Annotated in this window: 21 protein-coding genes; 13 read left to right on the top strand and 8 right to left on the bottom strand. The window is 71.2% G+C overall.

Annotated features, from left to right (window positions below; genetic code table 11):
* The first annotated feature begins 25 nt into the window (after positions 1-25).
* The 5 genes from CQ393_RS00870 (at position 26) to bioD (ending at position 3,656) form a co-directional block, all read left to right on the top strand.
* Complete coding sequence (locus CQ393_RS00870; protein ID WP_153189726.1) at positions 26-694, top strand: hypothetical protein; 669 nt, start codon at positions 26-28, stop codon at positions 692-694.
* Positions 695-773: 79 nt separating this feature from the next.
* On the top strand, positions 774-1,043 hold the full coding sequence (locus CQ393_RS00865; protein ID WP_153189725.1) for a hypothetical protein: 270 nt from the start codon (positions 774-776) through the stop codon (positions 1,041-1,043).
* A 91-nt stretch (positions 1,044-1,134) separates the two neighbouring features.
* On the top strand, positions 1,135-1,671 hold the full coding sequence (locus tag CQ393_RS00860; protein WP_153189724.1) for a DinB family protein: 537 nt from the start codon (positions 1,135-1,137) through the stop codon (positions 1,669-1,671).
* A 45-nt stretch (positions 1,672-1,716) separates the two neighbouring features.
* The gene (gene bioA, locus CQ393_RS00855) at positions 1,717-3,009 is read left to right on the top strand and encodes an adenosylmethionine--8-amino-7-oxononanoate transaminase (protein ID WP_194269539.1); all 1,293 of its coding nucleotides are present in this window, start codon (positions 1,717-1,719) and stop codon (positions 3,007-3,009) included.
* Positions 3,006-3,656, top strand: coding sequence for a dethiobiotin synthase (bioD, locus tag CQ393_RS00850; RefSeq protein WP_153189723.1), 651 nt, complete (start codon positions 3,006-3,008; stop codon positions 3,654-3,656). The genes bioA and bioD overlap by 4 nt, the downstream gene beginning before the upstream one ends.
* Before the next feature lie 236 nt (positions 3,657-3,892).
* Here the strand turns inward: bioD and CQ393_RS00845 are convergent, their stop codons facing one another.
* Positions 3,893-6,277 carry a membrane-bound PQQ-dependent dehydrogenase, glucose/quinate/shikimate family gene (locus tag CQ393_RS00845; protein ID WP_228114208.1) on the bottom strand — a complete coding sequence of 795 codons (2,385 nt, stop codon included), beginning with the start codon at positions 6,275-6,277 and terminating at the stop codon, positions 3,893-3,895.
* 157 nt (positions 6,278-6,434) lie between these two features.
* Between CQ393_RS00845 and CQ393_RS18330 the strand changes: the two genes are divergently transcribed.
* A complete protein-coding gene (locus tag CQ393_RS18330) occupies positions 6,435-6,563 on the top strand; it encodes a hypothetical protein (protein ID WP_265588057.1) in 129 nt (42 codons plus the stop codon).
* 79 nt (positions 6,564-6,642) lie between these two features.
* Here CQ393_RS18330 and CQ393_RS00840 read toward each other — a convergent pair whose 3' ends face one another.
* The gene (locus CQ393_RS00840; RefSeq protein ID WP_343199434.1) at positions 6,643-7,032 is read right to left on the bottom strand and encodes a DUF6165 family protein; all 390 of its coding nucleotides are present in this window, start codon (positions 7,030-7,032) and stop codon (positions 6,643-6,645) included.
* Positions 7,033-7,180: 148 nt separating this feature from the next.
* Between CQ393_RS00840 and CQ393_RS00835 the strand changes: the two genes are divergently transcribed.
* Positions 7,181-7,609, top strand: coding sequence for a hypothetical protein (locus CQ393_RS00835; RefSeq protein ID WP_153189721.1), 429 nt, complete (start codon positions 7,181-7,183; stop codon positions 7,607-7,609).
* Between the two features lie 26 nt (positions 7,610-7,635).
* Here the strand turns inward: CQ393_RS00835 and CQ393_RS00830 are convergent, their stop codons facing one another.
* Positions 7,636-7,836: a heavy-metal-associated domain-containing protein gene (locus tag CQ393_RS00830; protein WP_153189720.1), complete on the bottom strand. Its 201-nt coding sequence runs from the start codon at positions 7,834-7,836 to the stop codon at positions 7,636-7,638.
* A 211-nt stretch (positions 7,837-8,047) separates the two neighbouring features.
* On the opposite strand from CQ393_RS00830, the gene CQ393_RS00825 reads away from it, so the two are divergent.
* Together CQ393_RS00825 and cueR are read left to right on the top strand one after the other, a co-directional pair.
* A complete protein-coding gene (locus tag CQ393_RS00825; RefSeq protein WP_153189719.1) occupies positions 8,048-10,522 on the top strand; it encodes a heavy metal translocating P-type ATPase in 2,475 nt (824 codons plus the stop codon).
* Between the two features lie 105 nt (positions 10,523-10,627).
* Entirely contained in the window at positions 10,628-11,104 is a 477-nt protein-coding gene (gene cueR / locus CQ393_RS00820) for a Cu(I)-responsive transcriptional regulator (protein ID WP_153189831.1), read from the top strand.
* A 234-nt stretch (positions 11,105-11,338) separates the two neighbouring features.
* Here the strand turns inward: cueR and CQ393_RS00815 are convergent, their stop codons facing one another.
* Complete coding sequence (locus CQ393_RS00815) at positions 11,339-11,809, bottom strand: DUF1456 family protein (RefSeq protein WP_153189718.1); 471 nt, start codon at positions 11,807-11,809, stop codon at positions 11,339-11,341.
* Between the two features lie 106 nt (positions 11,810-11,915).
* Here CQ393_RS00815 and CQ393_RS00810 point away from each other — a divergent pair, with 106 nt between their 5' ends.
* Both CQ393_RS00810 and CQ393_RS00805 read left to right on the top strand, forming a co-directional pair.
* Positions 11,916-12,962, top strand: coding sequence for an NAD(P)-dependent alcohol dehydrogenase (locus CQ393_RS00810; protein WP_153189717.1), 1,047 nt, complete (start codon positions 11,916-11,918; stop codon positions 12,960-12,962).
* Positions 12,963-12,967: 5 nt separating this feature from the next.
* A complete protein-coding gene (locus CQ393_RS00805) occupies positions 12,968-13,291 on the top strand; it encodes a DUF6122 family protein (RefSeq protein ID WP_153189716.1) in 324 nt (107 codons plus the stop codon).
* 34 nt (positions 13,292-13,325) lie between these two features.
* Here the strand turns inward: CQ393_RS00805 and CQ393_RS00800 are convergent, their stop codons facing one another.
* The 3 genes from CQ393_RS00800 to CQ393_RS00790 form a co-directional block, all read right to left on the bottom strand.
* Positions 13,326-13,760, bottom strand: a complete 435-nt coding sequence (locus CQ393_RS00800) for a hypothetical protein (protein WP_153189715.1) — start codon at positions 13,758-13,760, stop codon at positions 13,326-13,328.
* Between the two features lie 98 nt (positions 13,761-13,858).
* Positions 13,859-15,070, bottom strand: a complete 1,212-nt coding sequence (locus CQ393_RS00795; RefSeq protein WP_153189714.1) for an FAD-dependent oxidoreductase — start codon at positions 15,068-15,070, stop codon at positions 13,859-13,861.
* 24 nt (positions 15,071-15,094) lie between these two features.
* A complete protein-coding gene (locus CQ393_RS00790) occupies positions 15,095-15,586 on the bottom strand; it encodes a lipocalin family protein (RefSeq protein ID WP_153189713.1) in 492 nt (163 codons plus the stop codon).
* Between the two features lie 132 nt (positions 15,587-15,718).
* On the opposite strand from CQ393_RS00790, the gene CQ393_RS00785 reads away from it, so the two are divergent.
* Together CQ393_RS00785 and CQ393_RS00780 are read left to right on the top strand one after the other, a co-directional pair.
* A complete protein-coding gene (locus tag CQ393_RS00785) occupies positions 15,719-15,967 on the top strand; it encodes a hypothetical protein (protein ID WP_153189712.1) in 249 nt (82 codons plus the stop codon).
* Positions 15,968-16,104: 137 nt separating this feature from the next.
* The gene (locus CQ393_RS00780) at positions 16,105-18,546 is read left to right on the top strand and encodes a DUF3772 domain-containing protein (RefSeq protein WP_228114207.1); all 2,442 of its coding nucleotides are present in this window, start codon (positions 16,105-16,107) and stop codon (positions 18,544-18,546) included.
* Between the two features lie 97 nt (positions 18,547-18,643).
* Here CQ393_RS00780 and CQ393_RS00775 read toward each other — a convergent pair whose 3' ends face one another.
* Entirely contained in the window at positions 18,644-20,746 is a 2,103-nt protein-coding gene (locus CQ393_RS00775) for a phosphoglycerol transferase I (protein ID WP_153189711.1), read from the bottom strand.
* Positions 20,747-20,936: the final 190 nt, after the last annotated feature.

Here is a 20,936-nt window from a genome sequence, read left to right as displayed (position 1 = left end):
TCGCCGCAACCCGTGGAGCCCGTGCATGCGTGGTCTTGATTTCAGTTCCTGGCAGGCGGTGCTCTCGACGCTGCTGGGGTTGATGGTCATCACCCTGGTCGGCGTGGGCATCCGCCTGCTGGTGATGCAGACGCTGCAGCAGCGGCGCGAGCGCGAGAACCGGCAGATCAACGAGCGCCTGCGCACGCTGATCGCCGCCTACAAGACGCTGGGCGGCTCGTTCACCGGCGACCTCGGCGTGGACCCGAAGCATCGGCGCGACCTGCGCGGGCAGGAAGGGGCCGACCTCCTCGCCGGTACGGCCTCGGACCGTTCCCGGCGCATCCGCGACGCGGTGGAGGCGGCGCTGTCGGACATCCTGCTGCTGGGCACCGACGAGCAGGTGCGGCTGGCGGCGCATGCCGCCGCCGAACTGGCGCAGGGGCGTCCGGTGCATACCGATGCGCTGGTGGTGTCGCTGCGCGACTTCATCCGCCAGGCGCTGGACCTGGCGCCGATCCCGCGCGGACTGGCGATTCCGCGCCAGGGCCCGACCCGCCCGGCCGGCGGCGCGGCCAAGGGGCGCAAGGAAGAGGGCGACGCCAAGGGCGGCAAGGGCGGTGGCGGCGGGGGCATGGGCGCGATGGGCGGCGGCATGGGCGCCGGCATGGCATTGGGTGCGCGCGGCGGCGAGGACCACGAACGCGGCGCGTGAGATGAACGGGCGCGCCGCGATTGCACCGGCAATCGGCTTCGCGCAAGCTCTGGGCTCCCTCATTCCAGGTGAGCCGTCCATGCAAGACAACATCATCCAGATCATGCCCGCCGCCGGCTGGGTTGCCGTGTTCGACGAGGACGGCGAGGAGAGCGCACAGGGCGTGGTGTGCTTCGCGCTGGTGGAAAGCGCGATGAAGCGCGAGGTGCGCGCGATGGTCGCCGACGGCGCGCAGATCGGTTTCGCCGATGCGCTGCCCAACTTCGTGCGCGTGCAGGAGCTGGACGCGTTCGAGGAGGAGGACGACGAAGACGAGGAAGAAGAGGACGAGGAAGAAGACGAGGCGTGATCCCCGCGCCGCTCCCTGTTCCCCGCACCGCGGCGGGCCGCATCGCGGGCCTGCCGCGGTGATGCCGCCGCCTTCCGCCGCGGAGAACGGCATGCTCGACGAGGCCTTCGCCTACAAGCGCTGGGCGATGGGGCGCACGCTCGACGCGGTGCGCGCGGTGGATGCGCAGGCCTTCCCGGCCAGTGTCGCGTTCGCGCGGCAACAGCTGAACCACATCGCGATCGTGGAGGAGCTGTTCCGCGCGCGCCTGCTGGGCGAGGCGCCGCCGCATGCGGCCACCAACACCGCCGAGGTCCCCGCGCTCGAGACGCTGGCCGTGCGGCTGGTGGCGTCGGACCAGTGGTATGCCGCGTATCTGGCCGGGCTGGCGCCTGCCCGCGGGGACGAAGCGCTGCGCTTCCGTTTCGCCGATGGCCGCGATGGCTGCATGACGCGGCGGGAAATCCTGTTCCACGTCCTCAACCATGCCACCTACCACCGCGGCGCCATCGGCCACGCGCTGGACCTGGCGCGGGTGCCGCACCCGGCCGACACCTACACGGTGTTCCTCCACGAGACCCAGCCGCGGCGGCGCGATGGCGTGCCGCCCGTCGCGGGCCAGGATGCGGGCCTGCGGGCGAAGCGGTAAGGTACGCGCCCGCACGCCGCCGCGCCGCTGGCACGACACACGTACATGCTGACCGATCCATTCGACAGGGAGCACCTCTGGCATCCCTACAGCGCGCTGGGCCATGCGCTTCCGGCGCTGAAGGTGGCGCGCGCCGACGGCGTGCTGCTGGAACTGGCCGACGGCACGCGGTTGATCGACGGCATGGCCTCGTGGTGGTGCGCGATCCACGGCTACAACCATCCGGTGTTGAACCAGGCGGCCATCGACCAGCTCGGGCGCATGTCGCACGTGATGTTCGGCGGGCTCACCCACGAACCGGCCATCGCCCTGGGCAGGCAGCTGCTGGCGATGGTGCCGCAGCCGCTGGACGCGATCTTCTACGCCGATTCCGGTTCGGTGTCGGTGGAAGTGGCGCTGAAGATGGCGATCCAGTACCAGGCCGCGCGCGGCCGCCCCGGCCGCCACGACATCGCCACCACGCGCTCGGGTTACCACGGCGATACCTGGAACGCGATGTCGGTGTGCGACCCGGTCACCGGCATGCATGGCCTGTTCGGCGCCGCGCTGCCGTCGCGCCGTTTCGTGCCGGCGCCGGCCACGCCGTTCGACGGGCAATGGGATGCGGCCGACATCGCCCCGGTCGAGCGCCTGTTCGCCGAGCATGGCGACGAACTGGCCGCCTTCATCATCGAGCCGGTGGTGCAGGGCGCCGGCGGCATGCGCTTCTACCACCCGCAGTACCTGCGCGAGCTGGCGCGGCTGTGCCGCGAACACGACGTGCTGCTGATCTGCGACGAGATCGCCACCGGCTTCGGCCGCAGCGGCCGCCTGTTCGCCTGCGAGCACGCCGGCATCGCGCCGGACATCCTGTGCATCGGCAAGGCGCTGACCGGCGGCTACATGACCCTGGCCGCGACGATCACCCGCCGCGACATCGCCGACACGATCGCCTCCGGCGAGGCCGGGGTGTTCATGCACGGGCCGACCTTCATGGCCAACCCGCTGGCCTGCGCGGTGGCGCTGGCCTCCACGCAGCTGCTGCTGGCGCAGGACTGGCAGGGCAACGTGCGGCGGATCGAACGCATCCTGCGCGAGCGGCTGGCGCCGGCGCGCGCGCTGCCGCCGGTGGCCGACGTGCGTGTGCTTGGCGCCATCGGCGTGATCGAGCTGACCGCGCCGCTGCGGCTGGAACGCATCCGGCAGCGCATGCTGGAGCGGGGCATCTGGATCCGTCCCTTCGGCAGGCTGGTGTACGTGATGCCGCCCTATGTGATCGACGACGGGCAACTGCAGCAGCTGTGCGACGGCATGGTCGCGCTGGTGGAAGGGCTGCAGGCCGAGGACATGCGCGCATGAACGGCGAGGCGATTTTCGTTGGTGGCATCGACACCGAGATCGGCAAGACCGTGGCGACCGGCTGGCTGGCGCGGCAGTGGATCGAACAGGGTCGCGAGGTGATCACCCAGAAGCTGGTGCAGACCGGCTGCGTCGGCGCGTCGGACGACATCCTCCTGCACCGGCGGTTGATGGGCTGCGGCCTGTTCGACGAGGACCGCGACGGCACCACCATGCCGGCGCTGTACGCCTACCCGGCCTCGCCGCACCTGGCGGCGCGGCTGGAAGGCCGCGCGCTGGACCTGGACGCCATCGCCGGGGCCACCGCACGCCTGCGGGCGCGCTACGGCACGGTGCTGGTGGAAGGCGCCGGCGGGCTGATGGTGCCGTTGACCGCGCAGCTGCTGACCATCGACTACGTGGCGCAGCAGGGCTGGCCGGTCATCCTGGTCACCTCCGGGCGGCTGGGCAGCATCAACCACACCCTGCTGTCGCTGGAGGCCATCGCCGCGCGCGGCATCGCGCTGCACGGCATCGCCTGGAACAGCCGCGACGACGGCAGCGACGAAGTCATCGCCGCCGAAAGCCGCCGTTATATCCGCCAGTGGATGCAGGCGCGCTTCCCGCAGGCGCGCTGGTACGACGTGCCGGTACTGGCGCTGGATTGAGCGTCCGCCCCGTAGGTGCGGGGCTTGCCCCGCACGCTCCTGCCGCCCGCCCGCTCCCGACGCGATTCATGGGATAGCCCCATGCCGGGCGAGCCCGGCATCTACGAGGGCGTGCCGCCATGGTTGTTGGCACGGCTTGCCCGTGTCGCGCATCGTACCGCTGGATCGGTTGCTCGCGGATTGCATCGTGCGGCAGGAGCGCGACGGGGTCGCACCGCCGCCCCGCCCGTTCCTCTTCACTCGTTCCTGCGTCCGCTCCCGTTCTCCAGCCGGTAGGCGAGGACGTAGTCGCCGGGCCGCGTGCCGATCGAACCGTGGCCGCCGGCCACCAGCAGCACCATCTGCCGGCCCTGGCTGTCCAGGTAGGTCATCGGCGTGGCCTGGCCGCCGGCCGGGATGCGCACGTTCCACAGCACCTTGCCGCTGGCCAGGTCGTAGGCGCGGAAGTTGTCGTCCACCGCCGCGGCCATGAACACCACGCCGCCGGCGGTCAGCAGCGGGCCGCCGATGCCGGGCACGCCCAGGCGTATCGGTACCGGCACCGGCGAGAGGTCGCGGATGCTGCCGTTGCGGTACTGGTAGGCGATCTTGCCGGTGCGCAGGTCGGCGGCGGCGATGGTGCCCCATGGCGGCACCTGGCAGGGCACGCCGATCGGCGACATGAACGGCTTGAGCTCCACCGCGTAGTCCGCGCCCTTGTTCTCGTTCAGGCCGTGCTCGCCGGTGTTCATCGCCTGCCCCTGGAGCTGCGCCCTGGGTACCAGGGTGGAGACGAAGGCCAGGTAGGTCGGCATGCCGAACATCACCTGGCGCTGCGGGTCCACGGCCACGCCGCCCCAGTTGAACGTGCCGAAGTTGCCGGGATAGACCAGCGAGCCGCGCAGCGAGGGCGGGGTGTAGCGGCCCTCGTAGCGCAGGCGGCGGAACTGGATGCGGCACAGCATCTGGTCGACAAGGCTGGCGCCCCACATGTCGGCCTCGCGCAGCGGCGGCGGCTCGAAGCTCAGCGCCGAGTACGGCTGCCGCGCGGCCACGGTCTGGCCCGGGATCTCCGTGCCCTGCGGCGCGGCGCGTTCGCCGGCCGGCAGCAGCGCGCGTCCGTCGCGGCGGTCGAGCACGTACACGTCGCCCTGCTTGGTCGGTATCACCAGGGCCGGCGTGCGTCCCTGCGGCAGGTCCAGGTCCAGCAGCGACGGCTGCGCCGGCGTGTCCATGTCCCACAGGTCGTGGTGCACGAACTGGTGCACCCAGCGCGCCTGGCCGCTGGCCAGGTCCAGCGCGACCACGGAGGAGGCGTATTTTTCCTCGGCCGGACTGCGGTACATGCCGAGCTGGTCCGGGGTGCGGTTGCCCATCGGGAAGTAGGCCAGCCCCAATGCCTCGTCGGCGCTGGCCACCGCCCAGCTGTTCGGCGAACTGGCGGTGTAGACCTGGGCCGGATCGGCCGGGTCCAGCGGCGCGGTGTGCGCCGGGTTGCCCGAATCCCAGTTCCACAGCAGCGCGCCGCTGCGCGCGTCGTAGGCGCGGATCACGCCCGATGGCGAATCGACCGCGTAGTTGTCGTTGACCGCGCCGGCCACGATCACCTTGCCGGCGGCCACCAGCGGCGGCGAGGTCGAGTAGTAGTAGCCGGCCTGCTTGAATGGCATGTTGTGGGTAAGGTCGAGCACGCCGTGGTCGGCGAAATCCTCGCAGTGTCGGCCGCTCGCCGCATCCAGCGCATGCAGTTTCGCGTCGGCGCTGGCCAGGAACACGCGCGTGGCGCAGGCGCCGCCATTGGCGGCGGCCGGGTCGGCGAACCAGGACAACCCGCGGCAGCTCTGGTGCTGGCGCTGCGGCTCCATGCCCGCGCCCGGGTCGAAGCGCCAGCGCACCGCGCCGGTGTCCGCGTCCAGCGCCAGCGCCCAGCTGTGCGGCGTGCACAGGTACAGCGTGTCGCCGATCTTCAGCGGCGTGGCCTCGTAGGTGGTCTCGCCCACGTCCTGCGGCAGGCGCATGTCGCCGGTACGCATCTGCCACGCCGGCTGCAGCCGGCCGATGTTGGCCGGGGTGATCTGCGCCAGCGGCGAGTAGCGCTGGCCGTAGTCGCTGCGGCCATAGGCATGCCATTCGCCCGGTGGCGGCGCGTCGTCGCCCAGCGCGGGGGCGACGGCGATGGCGGTCATCGGCAGGGTGCCGCGGATCTCGTGCAGGTGACGCGGGATGCCGGCCAGCGCCACCGCCGCCAGCAGCAGCGAGGTCGCCAGCACCGGCCACCCAGCCGGGCCGGTGTAGCCGCGCGGCGCCGAGCGGCGCGCCGCCGGCAGCGCCAGCAGCAGGCCGAGCAGCACCGGAACGCCCAGCCGGGTTGCCAGCGGCCACCAGTACAGCCCCGCTTCCCACAGCGACCAGGCCAGCAGCACCAGCAGCCACGCCGCGTACAGCCAGCCCGCCCAGCGGCGGTGGCGCCACAGGCCCCAGCTCACCCACAGCAGCGTCAGCCCGCTTAGCAGGTAGAACGCGCTGCCGCGCAGCGCCAACAGCCAGCCGCCGCCGACGGCCAGCGCCAGGCCGAACAGCAGGAACAGCCCCAATGTCGTCACGCGCATGACCCACCCGCATGCCACGGAAAGTGCGGCCATGGTGCGCGCGGCCATGTCTGCGCCGCGTCACGCGCCGTTGGCGCGCGGCGGACGAGGAGGAGGCTTGAAAAAGCGGGGTGCCGTCGCGATATTGCAGGATCGAACAACGACGAAGAGGGGGCTCATGGAAGCCGTCACGACTGGAATGGTCCAGTGCATGAAGTGCAATACGGTGTATCGACCCGCGATCAAGGTGCTGGAGAGCGTCTGCCCGATGTGCCTGTCGATCAAGACCGCACCGGTACCGGCCGGGCAGGCGCGCAACGCCGCGGCCACCCTGCGCTGAACCGCACCGCACCGCACCGCGCCGCATCCCGCAGGCCAGGTCGTCGACCTGGCCTTTTCAATGCGCGACGCCGGGCGGCCTATTCGCCCTGGTACTGCTTTTCCTCCACCAGCGCCGAACCGGCGACGCGGTTGATCTCGTTCTTGACCGCCACGCGTTCGCCGTTGGTGCCGTAGACGCCCCGGGCGAGGGCGATGAAGCCGTCGCCGAAGTCCTGCGCGGTTTCCTTCGCGCGCAACTGGTCCTGGATGTCCCACATGCGCTCGTTGATCGCCTTGAGCTGCTGCTTGAGCGCGGCCAGTTCCGGGCGCGCGGCCTGCTGCTGCAGCCACAGCGGCCACAGGCCGTCCAGCTCGGTGCGCACGTTGCCCAGCTTGGCGGCGTCGGCGATGCGTTCGGCCTTGATTTCGAGGATGGTGATCTTGTCGATCAGTTCGCCGATCGATACCGGGGTAAGGATGGTCTGCACGCGCATGCCGCCGAGGAGGATTGGCGGCCATGATACCGCCCCGCCGCGATGGCCCCGGCATGGCGGGGACAGTTGCCGATGAACCGGTGCTGGTGGCGCCGGGCCGGCGCCGCGCACAATGCCGCTTTCCGTCCGCAGGAAGACCACGATGCCGATGCGCCCCACCACGCGCCTGCTTGCCGCCATGCTGTTGTGCGTGGGTTCCGTCTTCGCCGCCGGCGCCGCCGACCTGTCGCGCCTGCAGGGCGCCTGGCAACTGCAGTCGGGCGAATTCGTCGATGGCGACGGCGCGCTTGTGGACTACGCCAGCCGCGGCCTGGCCGGCACCAAGGTGCTGGCCGATGGCCGCTTCGCCTTCACCACCACCAGCAACGGCGCGTTCTGGGCCGGCGGGTCGGGGACCTACGAGGGCGATGGCGCGCGCTACGTGGAGCGGCCGCTGATGGCGTCCTATCCTCTGGAGAGCGGCGGCAGCTACGAATTCCGCTACACGCTCGAAGGCGAGGTGTGGACGCTGGAGCGCTGGGACGACGGCCGCCGCGTCGAGCGCGAGGTGTGGAAGCGCGTGGGCCGCTGAGCGCGGGGCTGCGCCCCGCGCAGGGGTCAGGCCTGCTCCACCTGCGGCGGGAAGCCGGCTTCGTCCAGCGCCTGGGCGAAGCGCTCGGCCGGCAGCGCCGATGCGATGCGCACGCGCTTGCCGGGCAGGTCGATCTCCACCGTGGCGGCCGGGTCCACGTCCTTGACCGTGGCGGTGACGCTGCGCGCGCAGCCGCCGCAGGTCATGTTCTCGATGTGCAGGTTCATGGCGGTTCTCCTTGAGGGAAGGGCAGTCTGGGGTCTGCCATGGTGGGAAGGTCAAGGCGCCAGGAACCGGAGGCCGGGAACCTGTGGAAGCCGGGCGATGCGCTTTCCCCCCTGTTCCTGGTTCCCGAACCTTCGTTCCTGCCCTGTTGACCTTCCCATGATGGGAAGCTTCAAGATGCCGCCATCATGGACAAGCGCAGGTGAGCCGGCGATGACCCCGAACAGCCAGAATCCCGCCCGCGATGGCGGACGGACGCAGGATCTCGCGGTCCTGGGCATGACCTGCGCGTCCTGCGTGGGCCGGGTGGAACGCGCGCTGGCCGCCGTCCCCGGCGTGGCCAGCGCCGCGGTGAATCTGGCGACCGGCCGCGCCACCGTGCGTGGCGAGGGCGTGGACCGGCAGGCGCTGGTCCGGGCGGTGGAGAGGGCCGGCTACGAGGTGCCCGCACCGGCGCCGCTGGAACTGGCCATCGACGGCATGACCTGCGCCTCGTGCGTGGGCCGGGTCGAGCGCGTGCTGGCCAAGGTGCCCGGCGTGCAGTCGGCCAGCGTCAACCTCGCCACCGGCCGCGCGCTGGTGCACGGCGCCGCCGCGCTCGATCCGGCCGCGCTGGTCGCGGCGGTCGCGAAAGCCGGCTACGAGGCGCACGTGCTGGAAGCGGCCGTGGACGACGACCGCGAGGCGCGGCGTCGCGACGAGGAACTGCGCGGGCTCAAGCGCGACCTGCTGCTGGCCGCAGCGCTGGCGCTGCCGGTGTTCGTGCTGGAAATGGGCGCGCACCTGGTGCCGGCCTTCCATCACGTCATTGCCGGCACGCTGGGCACGCACAACGGCTGGCTGCTGCAGTTCGCGCTGACCACGCTGGTGCTGGCGATCCCGGGCCGCCGCTTCTACCGCGCCGGCATTCCCGCGCTGCTGCGCGCCGCGCCGGACATGAACTCGCTGGTCGCGGTCGGCACGCTGGCCGCCTACGGCTTCTCGCTGGTGGCGACCTTCCTGCCGGGCCTGCTGCCGGCCGGCACGGTCAACGTCTATTACGAAGCGGCGGCGGTCATCGTCACCCTGATCCTGCTCGGGCGCATGCTTGAGGCGCGTGCCAGGGGCCGCACCTCCGAGGCGATCAAGCGCCTGCTCAAGCTGCAGGTCAAAACCGCGCGCGTGCGCCGCGACGGCGCCGCGGTGGAGGTGCCGCTGGCGCAGGTAGTGGCCGGCGACGTGATCGACGTGCGCCCCGGCGAACGCATCGCCGTCGATGGCGAGGTGGTCGATGGCGACAGCTACGTGGACGAATCGATGATCACCGGTGAGCCGGTGCCGGTGGCCAAGGCGGCCGGCGCCCGCGTGGTCGGCGGCACCGTCAACCAGACCGGCGCGCTCGGCGTGCGCGCCACCGCCGTCGGCGGCGCCACCGTGCTGGCGCAGATCATCCGCCTGGTGGAACAGGCGCAGGGCGCCAAGCTGCCGATCCAGGCGCGGGTGGACCGCATCACGATGTGGTTCGTGCCGGTGGTGATGGGCTTGGCGCTGCTGACCTTCATGGTGTGGTGGGCGTTCGGCCCGTCGCCGGCGCTGACCTTCGCCCTGGTCAACGCGGTGGCGGTGCTGATCATCGCCTGCCCGTGCGCGATGGGCCTGGCCACGCCGACCTCGATCATGGTCGGCACCGGCCGCGGCGCCGAGCTGGGCGTGCTGTTCCGCAAGGGCGAGGCGCTGCAGCTGCTGAAGGAAGCGGCGGTGGGGGCGGTGGACAAGACCGGCACGCTCACCGAGGGCCGGCCGCTGCTGACCGACCTGCACCTGGCCGACGGTTATTCCCGCGCGCAGGTACTGGCGCGGGTAGCGGCGGTGGAAGACCGTTCCGAGCACCCGATCGCACGCGCCATCGTTGATGCCGCGCGGGAGGAGGGACTGGCGCTGCCGCAGGTGCAGGCGTTCGAGTCGGTCACCGGTTACGGCGTGCGCGCGCAGGTGGAGGGCACGCGCGTGGAGGTGGGCGCGGACCGTTTCATGCAGAAGATCGGGCTGGATGTGGCGCCGTTCGCCGCCGTCGCCGCGCGGCTCGGCGAGGAAGGCAAGACCCCGCTGTACGCGGCCATCGACGGCAGGCTCGCCGCGGTCATCGCCGTCTCCGATCCGATCAAGGCCGACACCGCCGCGGCCATCGCCCGCCTGCATGCGCTGGGGCTGAAGGTGGCGATGATCACCGGCGACAACCGCCGCACCGCCGCGGCCATCGCGCGCCAGCTGGGCATCGACGAGGTCGTGGCCGAGGTGCTGCCCGAGGGCAAGGTCGACGCGGTCAACCGGCTGAAGGCCGCGCATGGCCGCCTGGCCTACGTCGGCGACGGCATCAACGACGCGCCGGCGCTGGCCGCGGCCGACGTCGGCATGGCCATCGGCACCGGCACCGACGTGGCGATCGAGGCCGCCGACGTGGTACTGATGTCCGGCAGCCTGCTGGGCGTGCCCAACGCCATCGCCCTGAGCAGGGCGACGATGCGCAACATCGGCCAGAACCTGTTCTGGGCGTTCGCCTACAACACCGCGCTGATCCCGCTGGCGGCCGGCGTACTGTATCCGCTGTGGGGCGTGCTGCTGTCGCCGGTGTTCGCCGCCGGCGCGATGGCGCTGTCCTCGGTGTTCGTGCTGGGCAACGCGCTGCGGCTGCGGCGCTTCCGGCCCTGACCCTGCGTAGGAGCGCACCTTGGTGCGCGATGGGGCCTTCCCGGGAAAGCCATCGCGCACCAAGGTGCGCTCCTACTGACGACGGAGACGATGATGGAAGACGCCATGAACATCGGCCAGGCGGCCAGGGCCACCGGCATCTCGGCCAAGATGATCCGCTACTACGAGGACAACGGCCTGATCGGCCCGGTGGCGCGCACCGCGTCCGGCTACCGCGTCTATGGCCCGCGCGACATCCACGCGCTGGGCTTCATCAAGCGCTCGCGCGACATGGGGTTCAGCGTAGAACGCATCGCCGGGCTGCTGCAGTTGTGGCGCGACCGTTCGCGCCACAGCGCCGACGTCAAGCGCATGGCGCTGGAACACGTGGCGGTGCTGCAGCAGCGCATCGCCGAGCTGCAGGACATGGTGGGCACGGTGCAGGCGCTGGCCGACTGCTGTGCCGGCGACGAACGGCCGGACTGCCCGATCCTGAGCGACATCGCCACCGGCGCGCCGTTGCATCGCCCGGCCGCGAAAGGCGTGGCGCAGGGAAAACGTGGCAGGATGCGCGCGGGCCAGAAACGCGTGAATAACGACTAGAAGACGCCGTTCATGCGGCGGCGACTTCAGGATGGACCGCCACGGCGACAAGCAAGGGTCGGTCGGGCCGCGCTTCAGCTGGCAAGCAGTACGCGCAAGGCGATATGCGAAAGGCCCGGCATTGCCGGGCCTTCTGCTGTCCGTTTGCCATGCCGGTGAAGGCGTGGCGGCGTTCATGGGAGCGCTCCGCGCAGGCGGCCGCGACGGGCGAGCCGCTCCTGCTGGAGCGCTGCCTTACCCGGCGCGCAGGCGCGCGGTCAGCCCCTTGAGGAAGTTGCGCAGCAGCTGGTCGCCGCAGGCGCGGTAGTTCTTGTGGTCCGGCTGGCGGAACAGCGCCGACAGTTCCGGCTTGGACAGCGGGAAGCCGGCCGCGGCGAAGATCCCGTGCATGTCCACGTCCTTGAGCTGGAAGGCCACGCGCAGCTTCTTCAGCACCAGGTTGTTGGTGATGCGTGCTTCCGGCGCGCGCTGCGGCTGCGACTCGTCGCGGCCGCGGAAGTGCACGATCAGCCCGTCGAGGAAGCGCGCCAGCACCGCATCCGGGCAGGCCTCGAACAGCGGCTCGTCGTCGCGGCGCAGGAAGTCGTGCACCTGCGCCTGGTCCACCTCGAACGCCGGATCGGCCAGGTGGATCAGGTCCACCACGTGCTTGTCGCCCAGGTCGAGCATGTAGCGGATGCTGCGCAGTACGTCGTTGTTGATCATCACCACTCCGGAACGGCCGCGGCGCGACTGCCCGGCAGGCGCACAGTGTAACGCCGCCGCCGGGGGCGGCCGGTACAATCCGGGCGATCCACTCCCCGGAACAGCCATGCATACCCCCGCCTATGCCGCCCTCTCCGCCGGCGCGCCGCTGCAGCCGCTGGCCATCGAACGCCGCGCGCTGCGCCCGGACGACGTGGCCATCGACATCCTGTACTGCGGCGTCTGCCACTCGGACCTGCACCAGGTCCGCAACGACTGGGGCGGCTCGCGTTATCCGATGGTGCCGGGCCACGAGATCATCGGCCGGGTCGCCGCGGTGGGCAGCGCGGTGGCGCGGCTGAAGGTGGGCGATGCGGTCGGCGTCGGCTGCATGGTCGACAGCTGCCGGCACTGCGACCAGTGCGGGCACGGCGAGGAGCAGTTCTGCCGGCAGGGCCCGACCATGACCTACAACGGCCGCGACCGCGTCAGCGGCGAGACCACGCAGGGCGGCTATTCGCGCATGATCGTGGTGCGCGAGGAATTCGCCATCGGCCTGTCGCCGACGCTGGACCTGGCACGCGCCGCGCCGCTGCTGTGCGCCGGCATCACCACCTGGTCGCCGCTGCGCCATTACGGCGCCGGCCCCGGTACGCGCTTGGGCGTGGTCGGCCTGGGCGGGCTGGGGCACATGGCGGTCAAGCTCGGCGTGGCGCTGGGCTGCGAGGTCACCCTGGTGACCGGCAGCGCGGGCAAGGCCGGCGACGCGCGCGCGCTCGGCGCGCACCGCGTGCTGCTGTCGCGCGATGCGGAGGCGATGAAGGCGTCGGCTTCGTCGATGGACCTGATCATCGACACGGTGCCGGTGGCGCACGAACTCGACCCCTACGTGCGCCTGCTCGACGTGGAAGGCCGCATCGTGGTGGTCGGCGCGCTGGAGCAGATGCCGGTCAACGCCGCGGCGCTGATGCGCGGCCGCCGCCAGGTGTCCGGCTCGCTGATCGGCGGCATCGCGCAGACCCGCGAACTGCTGGAATTCTGCGCCGAGCGCGGCGTCTACCCGGACTGCGAGTCGATCCCGATGCAGGGCATCGACGAGGCGTTCGCGCGCATGGAGCGTTCGGACGTGAAGTACCGCTTCGTCATCGACATGGCCTCGCTGGCCGGCGCCTGAGCGCGATGGGGCTGCGCGCGCTCCTGCACCTGGGCCTGCATGCGGCGGTGCCGGCCCTGCTCGCGTGGCTGTTCTGGCGCCCGCGGTTCGCCCGCGCCTGGCTGTTGATGCTGCTGGGCTGGGTGATCGACCTGGACCATCTGCTGGCCGATCCGATCTATGCGCCGGACCGCTGCAGCATCGGCTTCCATCCGCTGCACACCGCGCCGGCGGCCGCGGTCTACGTGGGGTTGCTGCTGCCGCGGCGCACGCGGCTGTTCGGCATCGGCCTGCTGCTGCACCTCGCGCTGGACGCCATCGACTGCGCGTGGATGCGCTGCGGCGGTTGATCGTTTCCCAGGAGCGGCCGGGCGGGGCCGGCGGTCACCAGCCGTACCAGGGGCCCGGACCATAGCCGAACGGGCCGGCGCCCTTGCCCTGGCTGACATGGATGTTCAGGTCCACGCGGCGGGTCTTGCCTTCGTCGGTGTTGTAGTTCTTGCCGATGTTGATGTCGGCCGAACTCCAGTGGCTGTTGCCGTAGGCCTTGGAATAACCGATGCCGGTGCTGAGCGCGCCGTGCACCTGCAGCTTGTCGTCGACCACGGTTGCGGTCGTCGCATCGGCGCGTGGCAGCGGGCCGCTGTGGTCGCCGTAGTAGGTGCCCGGGGCATCGGCCTGGTAGGACGGATCGTTGAGATAGCGCAGCGGCGCCTGCGGCACGTTCAGGTCCAGGGCCCCGGGCGCGGTGCCGGCGGGTTGCGCGGCCGCCAGGGCCGGGGCCAGCAGGCAGGCAAGCATCATGAGGAACCGGTTCATCGCGCTGGCGCTCCTGGCGGGGGCTGTCATCGTGGCAGGTAGGACGCACCGACGCTACCGTGGCGGCGGTGAACCGGGGCTGTCGTTGCCGGTGCGGCTCAGTCCAGGCGCGCGAAACCGAACAGGCGCGCCAGCCGGTGCCGGCGCCGCTCGATGGCCGCGCGCAGCAGGCCGGCGCCAATCATCGAGTAGGTGATGCCGTTGCCGCCGTAGGCCATGGCGAACAGCACGCGCGGGCCCCACTGCGGGTGCGCGCCGAAGAACGGCAGCCCGTCGCGGGTCTCGGCGAAGGTGCCGGCCCAGGCGAAGGCCGGCGTCACCGGCAGCTGCGGGAACAGGCGCTGCACCTTGGCGACCAGCCGGTGCGCCTTGCGGTCCACGCACGCATCGCGGCGCGCCGGTATGTCCACCGCGTCGTCCTCGCCGCCGACCAGCAGGCGCAGGTCGGCGGTGCTGCGCAGGTACAGGTAGGGACGGGCCGATTCCCACAGCATGGTCCGGCGCAGCGGGCCGAGCGCTTCGGCCGGCAGCGGATCGGTGACGAAGGCGTAGCTGCTGCGGTTGCGCGCCACGCGCTGGTCGAGCCAGCGTTCGTTGGCGTAGCCGGCGGCCAGCACCATGTGGCCGCAGCGCACCTGCACGCCGTCGGTGGTGGTCGCCACCACGCCGCGCGAGGTCGGGCGCAGGCTGGCGATGGTGGTGCGGTCGAACACCCGCGCGCCGCGCCGCTGCAGGCGCGCCAGCAGGCGGTGGGCCATGCGGTACGGGTCCAGGCTGGCGGCCAGGTCGCTGAGGATGGCCGCCGGCGCCTGGAAGCCATAGGCGGCGAGCAGGTCGTCCGGTTCCAGCCAGTGCACGCCGAAACCGTGCTTCCTGCGCAGTTCGTATTCCTCGCGCAGGTCGTCGCGATGGCGCCTGCGGCTGGCGTAGTAGAGGCTGTCGCCGCGCCGGAAATCGACGCCGCGCACCGATGCGGCCAGCGACTGCAGCGCCGGGATCGCATCGGCGCAGGCGCGGTAGGCGAGCACCGCCGCCTGCTCGCCGTACCGCTTGGCCAGGTCGACCATGTGCGTGTCGATCTCGTACTGCAGCAGCGCGGTGCTGGCCGCGCTCGATCCCCAGCCGATGTCGCGCTGTTCCACCACCACCACGTCGTGGCCGTGGCTGGCCAGCTCGTCGGCGACCAGCGCGCCGGTGATGCCGCCGCCGACCACCAGGACGTCGCAGCGCAGCGCCTGCGCCAGCGGCGGATAGGCATGCATCAGCCCGTTCCTGACCGCCCAGAAGGGATAGCCGCTCTTCAGGTCCATGGTCGGGCTGCGCCGCGGTGCCGCTCAGGCGGTGGGGTGGCCGGTGTGCGGCGTGTGGATCAGGCGCTCCACGTCGAAGCCCTGCTGCCGCGCGTAGCCGATGTAATGCTGGCGCGTGGTCTCGTCCATGTGCGGTTCGCGTGCCAGCAGCCACAGGTATTTGCGGTCGGGACTGCCGACCAGCGCCGTGGTGTAGCCGCCATCGACCAGGATCACCCAGTAGTCGCCCTTGGTGAACGGGATCCAGCGCAGCCCTTCGGGCAGGAAGCTCACTTCCAGGCGGCTGTTGGAGGCGTCGACCGGTTTGGCCTGGCCGATGGCTTCCTCCAGTTCGCCGCCGCGCCGGCAGCGGTTGCGCACGCGGACGCTGCCGTCGTCGTCGAGCGTGTAGTGCGCGCTGACGTCGGTGGCGTCTTCCGGCTCGTGGCGCATCGGCAGGCGGTCGATCTCGTACCAGGTGCCGAGATAGCGCGGCAGGTCGAGGGCGGCGACGGTGGGCAGGGGCGGGGGGTCCATGACGGCTCCGGACGGAACAGGGCCTTGCAGCTATAGGCCAGCGGCGGTGAATGCGGCGTGCGTGCCGGCGTCGCCGCCCCGCCCGCGGCGCGCCTGCGCTAGGCTTGCAGGCTGCCAAAACGGGAGAGGCCGATGTACGCCGTGATTCTTCTCAAGGGCACGGAGCGCTATGCGCGCGAACGCTGGGAACAGGTGCCGGACCTGGTCGACTACGAGGGCGAAAGCTACTCGCTGCGCGCCGGGCCGCGGCAGCCGCTGCCGACCGACCGGCAGTGGGACCCGGTGGCGGTATACGCGCCCGACGAGCTGACCGAGGAAGAATTCCAGGAGCTGTACGAGTCGCACCGCACGCATGTCGCCGAGCTCGGCCTGAAGTACTGAGGCCGTCGCGGTGCGTGGCGTACGCCGCGCGCGCGCCGCTGGCGCGCGGACGGTACGCCGTTGGCGGAGCGTGGACATGGGCTGACTTATAGTCCGCACACGCGCGGTGGTCCGCGCATGCCCGCGGGTCTGCCGCCTTGTCCTTCCGCCACCGTTTCCCGCCGCTGCGCGCCTTGCTGCTGGTGTTCCTGCTGGTCGGCAGCGGGGTTCCGCCCATGGCGGCCGGCGCCGCCGACACCGCCGCCGAAACTCCGTCGCCGCAGGCAAGCATCGGCCAAGCCGAACGCGCGCTGCAGGCGGTGCGCCGTTCGCTGGACGACGCCGAGGCGCCGGAGACGCTGCGTACGCTTTCCGAACAGGCGCTGCAGGCCAAGCGCGACGCCGACGCCGCGGTGGCCGCGCTGATGCCGCAGCTGGAACAGGTCGACGCGCGCATCGCCCAGCTCGGGCCACTGGACGACGGCGCCACCGAGGAGCGCGGCATCGCCCGCCAGCGCAGCGTGCTGGACCAGCAGCGCAGCCAGCTCGATGGCGACATCAAGCGCGGCAAGCTGCTGGCCGAGGATGCCCGGCAGCTGAGCGACTCGATCGAGAAGACGCGCAGCCAGCAGTTCGGCGAGCAGCTCGGGCGCAAGGTCGGCTCGCCGCTGTCGCCCGCGCTGTGGCGGCAGTTCGCCGACAGCCTGCCCGACGACCTTTCGCGCATCCAGGGGCTGTACCGCCAGGCCGCCGCCGGGCTGAAAACCGCCGTGGCCGCGCACGGCTGGACCTTGCCGCTGCTGGGGGCGGCGGTGGCCCTGCTGATGGCCTTCCCGCTGCGCTGGTGGCTGCGCCGGCTCGGTCGCCGCTATGCCGCATCCGACCGCGCGCCGGCCGGTCGCCTGCGCCGTTCCGGCCTGGCTGTCTGGCTGCTGCTGGTCGGCACGCTGCTGCCGGGCCTGGCGGCGCTGGCGACGACCGGCGGGCTGCAGGCCATCGGCGCGGTGCCGCCGCGCATGCAGACGGTGGCCGATGCCTTCGTCCAGGCGACCTTCGTCTCGGCCTTCATCGTCGCGCTGGCGGCCTGCCTGCTGGTCCCCCATCGCCCGTCGTGGCGGATGCTGAACATCGACGACGCCGCCGCGCTGCGCCTGCGCCAGCTCGCCTGGGGCGCGGCCGGGCTCACCTGGCTCACCATGCTGCTGCGCGCGCTCAACCGCGCCGCGCGCACCTCGCAGGTCAGCACGGTGCTGCTCGACGGCATGGTGGCGCTGGTCTATGTCGGGCTGATCTCGGCCATGCTGGTGACGATCGCGCGCCTGCACCGGCGCCGGTCGGCCGAGGCGGCGCTGGCCGAGCAGCAGGCCGGCAGCGATGCCAAGGTGCCGCCGTCGGCGCGCACCGGTTGGCTGGTGCTTGCCCGGCTGGGCGGTTATCTGGCGGTGCTGGCGGCGCTGGTGGCGACCCTGGCGGGCTACCTGAATTTCGCCATGTTCGCCGCGCAGCAGATGGCATGGATCACCCTGGTGGTGCTGGCGGTGCAATTGCTCACCCGCTTTGCCGACGACCTGGCGCTGTGGCTGTTCACCCCCGACAACGCGCTGGGCTGCACCCTGCGCCGGTCCCTCGGCGTGGCGCCGGCGCGGCTGGAACAGGCCGGCGTGCTGCTCTCGGCCGCGCTGCGGGTCGGCCTGGTGGTGCTGGGCATCGCCGCGGCGTTGGCGCGGTTCGGCAACACCAGCCTGCTGTATGGCTGGGTGGGCACGCTGGAATCGGGCCTGCACGTCGGCGGCCAGGTATTGCGGCCGGCCTCGCTGCTGTGGGCGGTGGTGGTGCTGCTGCTCGGCCTGGGGCTGATGAAGGCGCTGCAGCAATGGCTGACCGACACCTACCTGCCCAAGACCGAACTGGACGCCGGGCTGCGCAATTCGATCAGCACGGTCGCCCGCTACCTCGGCATCGTGCTGGCGGTGCTGTGGGCGCTGGCCACGCTGGGCATCGGGTTCGAGAAGCTGGCGCTGCTGGCCAGCGCGTTGTCGGTGGGCATCGGCTTCGGCCTGCAGGCGATCACCCAGAACTTCGTTTCCGGCCTGATCCTGCTGGCCGAGCGGCCGGTGAAGATCGGCGACTGGGTCAAGCTAGGCGACCAGGAAGGCGACATCCGCCGCATCTCGGTGCGCTCGACCGAGATCCAGGTGGGCGACAAGTCCACGCTGATCGTGCCCAACTCGGAGCTGATCACCAAGACCATCCGCAACATGACGATGGCCAACGCGCAGGGCCGCATCCAGATCCAGTTCTCGGTGCCGCTGGGCACCGACGTCGGGCGCGTGCGGCAGATGCTGCTGGACCTGTTCGCCGCCAACGAGAAGGTGCTGGCCGAGCCGGCGCCCTCGGTGTTCATCGATTCGATCGGCGGCGGCCTGGTGGCGCTGAACTGCTTCGCCTACGTCTCCAGCCCGCGCGCCGTGTATGGCGTGCGCTCGGAACTGCTGTTCGAACTGCTGCGCACGACGTCCGAGCAGGGCATCGCACTGGTGACGCCCACCGACGTGCGCCTGGTGCGTGACAACCCGCAGGCTCCCGATCCCACGCAATGAGCTTCACGTAGGAGCGGCTTCAGCCGCGAATGCTTCTGGGCTTGCCCGGAAAAGCATTCGCGGCTGAAGCCGCTCCTACGGTGCGTGGCGGTGGTGCTCAGGAGCGCGGCCGGCCGCGGATCGCCGGCACCAGGGCGTAGCTGTCCACCGCCAGTTTCTCGGCATGGCCCAGCCAGGCGCGGATCTCCAGGTCGTCGATTTCCTCGTCCAGCCCCAGCGGCAGGGTGATGCGGCCATCGCTGTCCGGCGTCACCCACTGCTGCGCCACCACAACCTTGCGCTGCGAGGACACGGCCTCGACCCAGAACGCGCGCTCCGGGCGCTGGCTGGCGTAGAGCTCCAGCACGTAGCGGCCCGGCCGCGTGTGCTGCGCCTGGCGGCTGATCATGCGCGACTGGCGCACGCTCGGGCGCGGGCCGTGGAACGGCTCCAGCGGCGCGTCCACGGCGATGCCGCGGCGCAGCTGCGGGTCGCGGTACAGGCGCATGCCCTGGTCGCTGTCCACCAGCAGCGCGCACCACTCGCCGTCGGCCGAGGCGTCCTCGAACGCGGTGCAGCGGTCCACGTAAGCCAGGCGGTGGCTGGGGTCGGCCTCGTCGAACCGGCGCGAGGTGTTCTCCAGGTACACCGATTCCAGCGCCCACTGCGCGTCGTATTCGAGCAGCACCGGCGGCTGCACCTTCTGTACGCCCACCAGCACCTGGCCGTCGTCCAGGCGCAGCATGCGGGTCTTCTCGCCCAGCCACAGCGAGCGCGCGAAGGCGCGGTAGCGCGCGTAGTCGGCCGGATCGGCCTTGAGCGCGGCGACGCTGGCGCTGGCCGGGCGCGGGCTGGCCAGCAGCGAGCGGCCGAAGCCGATCGCGTCGATGCCGGGATCCAGCAGCTGCAGCAGGGTGGCGCCCGAGTCCAGGGTGGTGCCCGCGCTGGCGGTCAGCTGGCGCGGGGCGATGTCCTTGCCGAGGAACAGCAGCAGGTTCTCGCGCTGCAGCGTTTCCAGCACGTGGCTCAGGTCGTTGGGCATGGCCAGGTGGTCGGAGGCGACCACCACCAGCGTGTCGTCGCCGAACTCGCTGGCGCGGATGCGGTCCACCAGCCGCGCGATCAGCCGGTCGGTGCACTTGAGCGCATTGAGCAGGCCGATGTCGCCATGGCCGCTGCGGTAGCGCGTGCCCTTGCAGGCCACCGGCAGGTGCCCGGCCGGATGATGCGTGTCCATCGTCAGCGCGGTGAGCATGAACGGCTGGCCGGCGCGCGAGAGCTCGACGAAGCGGTCGAAGGCGCGTTCCAGCAGCACGTCGTCGTGGATGCCCCAGTTGGAGAAATGCTTCGCTGCGATGGGCTGTTCCTTGAACCACGCCAGGTCGCGGATGTCGTCGAAGCCATGGCTGGCGAGGAAGTCGGCCTTGGCCGCGAACTGGCCGTTGGCGCCGCCCATGTAGTGGTTGCCGTAGCCCTGCTGCTTCAGGTAATCGCCCAGGCAGTACGCCTCGGGCAGGAAACGGCCCATGCGGCCCATGCTGTTCTCGTCGCCCTGCGCGGTGGTCAGCGGCACGCCGCACATCGACGAGACCAGCCCGGCGATCGTCCAGCCGCTGCCGTCGGCCGAGGCGATGCCGCGGAAATCCAGCGCCTCGCCGGCGAGGCGGCGCAGGTTGGGCATCAGTCCGGGGAATACCGCTTCATCCAGGTAGGTGCGCTCCAGGCTCTCGCCGTAGATCCAGACGACGTTCTTCGGCCGCGCCAGCGCCTGCGCCGGGACCACGTACTCCGGCGCTACCGCGCTGTAGTCCACCGGCTTCATCTGCTGGTACATGCGGCGCGCGTCGCCGTACAGCGGGCTGCCCAGCGCGGTCGCGACCAGCAATGCGGCGAACGCCACGGTCAGCGCGCCGCCATGCCGCGGCAGGCGGAAACGGCGCACGCGCACCAGCAGCAGCGGGCCCAGCGACAACAGGAGCAGGACGACGAACGCGGCGATGTAGCCGTTGAAGTCGCCGACGCCGGCGCCTTCCATGTCGCTGCGCAGGTGGTAGAGCGTGGCCGAATTGATGCCGTCGCCGCTGAGCCGGTCGATCAGCCACCAGAGGCTGAAGGCCAGCAACAGCAGCGACAGCAGGCCCGCCTTGAACCGCGCCAGCGTCGAGGTCGACAGCAGCAACAGCAGCAGCGCGGGCAGGTACAGCCAGAAGGTCCAATGCATGCGGTGGCTTGGTAGTGGAAACGAAAGCGCCCCGATGCGGGGGAGGAGCGATCCACGGTTTCATGACAGGGGCATGAAACGAGGATGACCGGAATCATGCACAGACGAACCTGACTGAAATGTTTGCTGGAAACGGCACAGTGCGCATCGTGCCGAACGGCGCGCATCCGCCTTCGCTCGGCGGGCGCGA

This window comes from Stenotrophomonas sp. MYb238 (assembly GCF_009496535.1).
Lineage (GTDB): Bacteria > Pseudomonadota > Gammaproteobacteria > Xanthomonadales > Xanthomonadaceae > Stenotrophomonas.
Note: the sequence above shows the minus strand (reverse complement) of the source record. Positions and strands in the feature narration are given on the sequence as shown.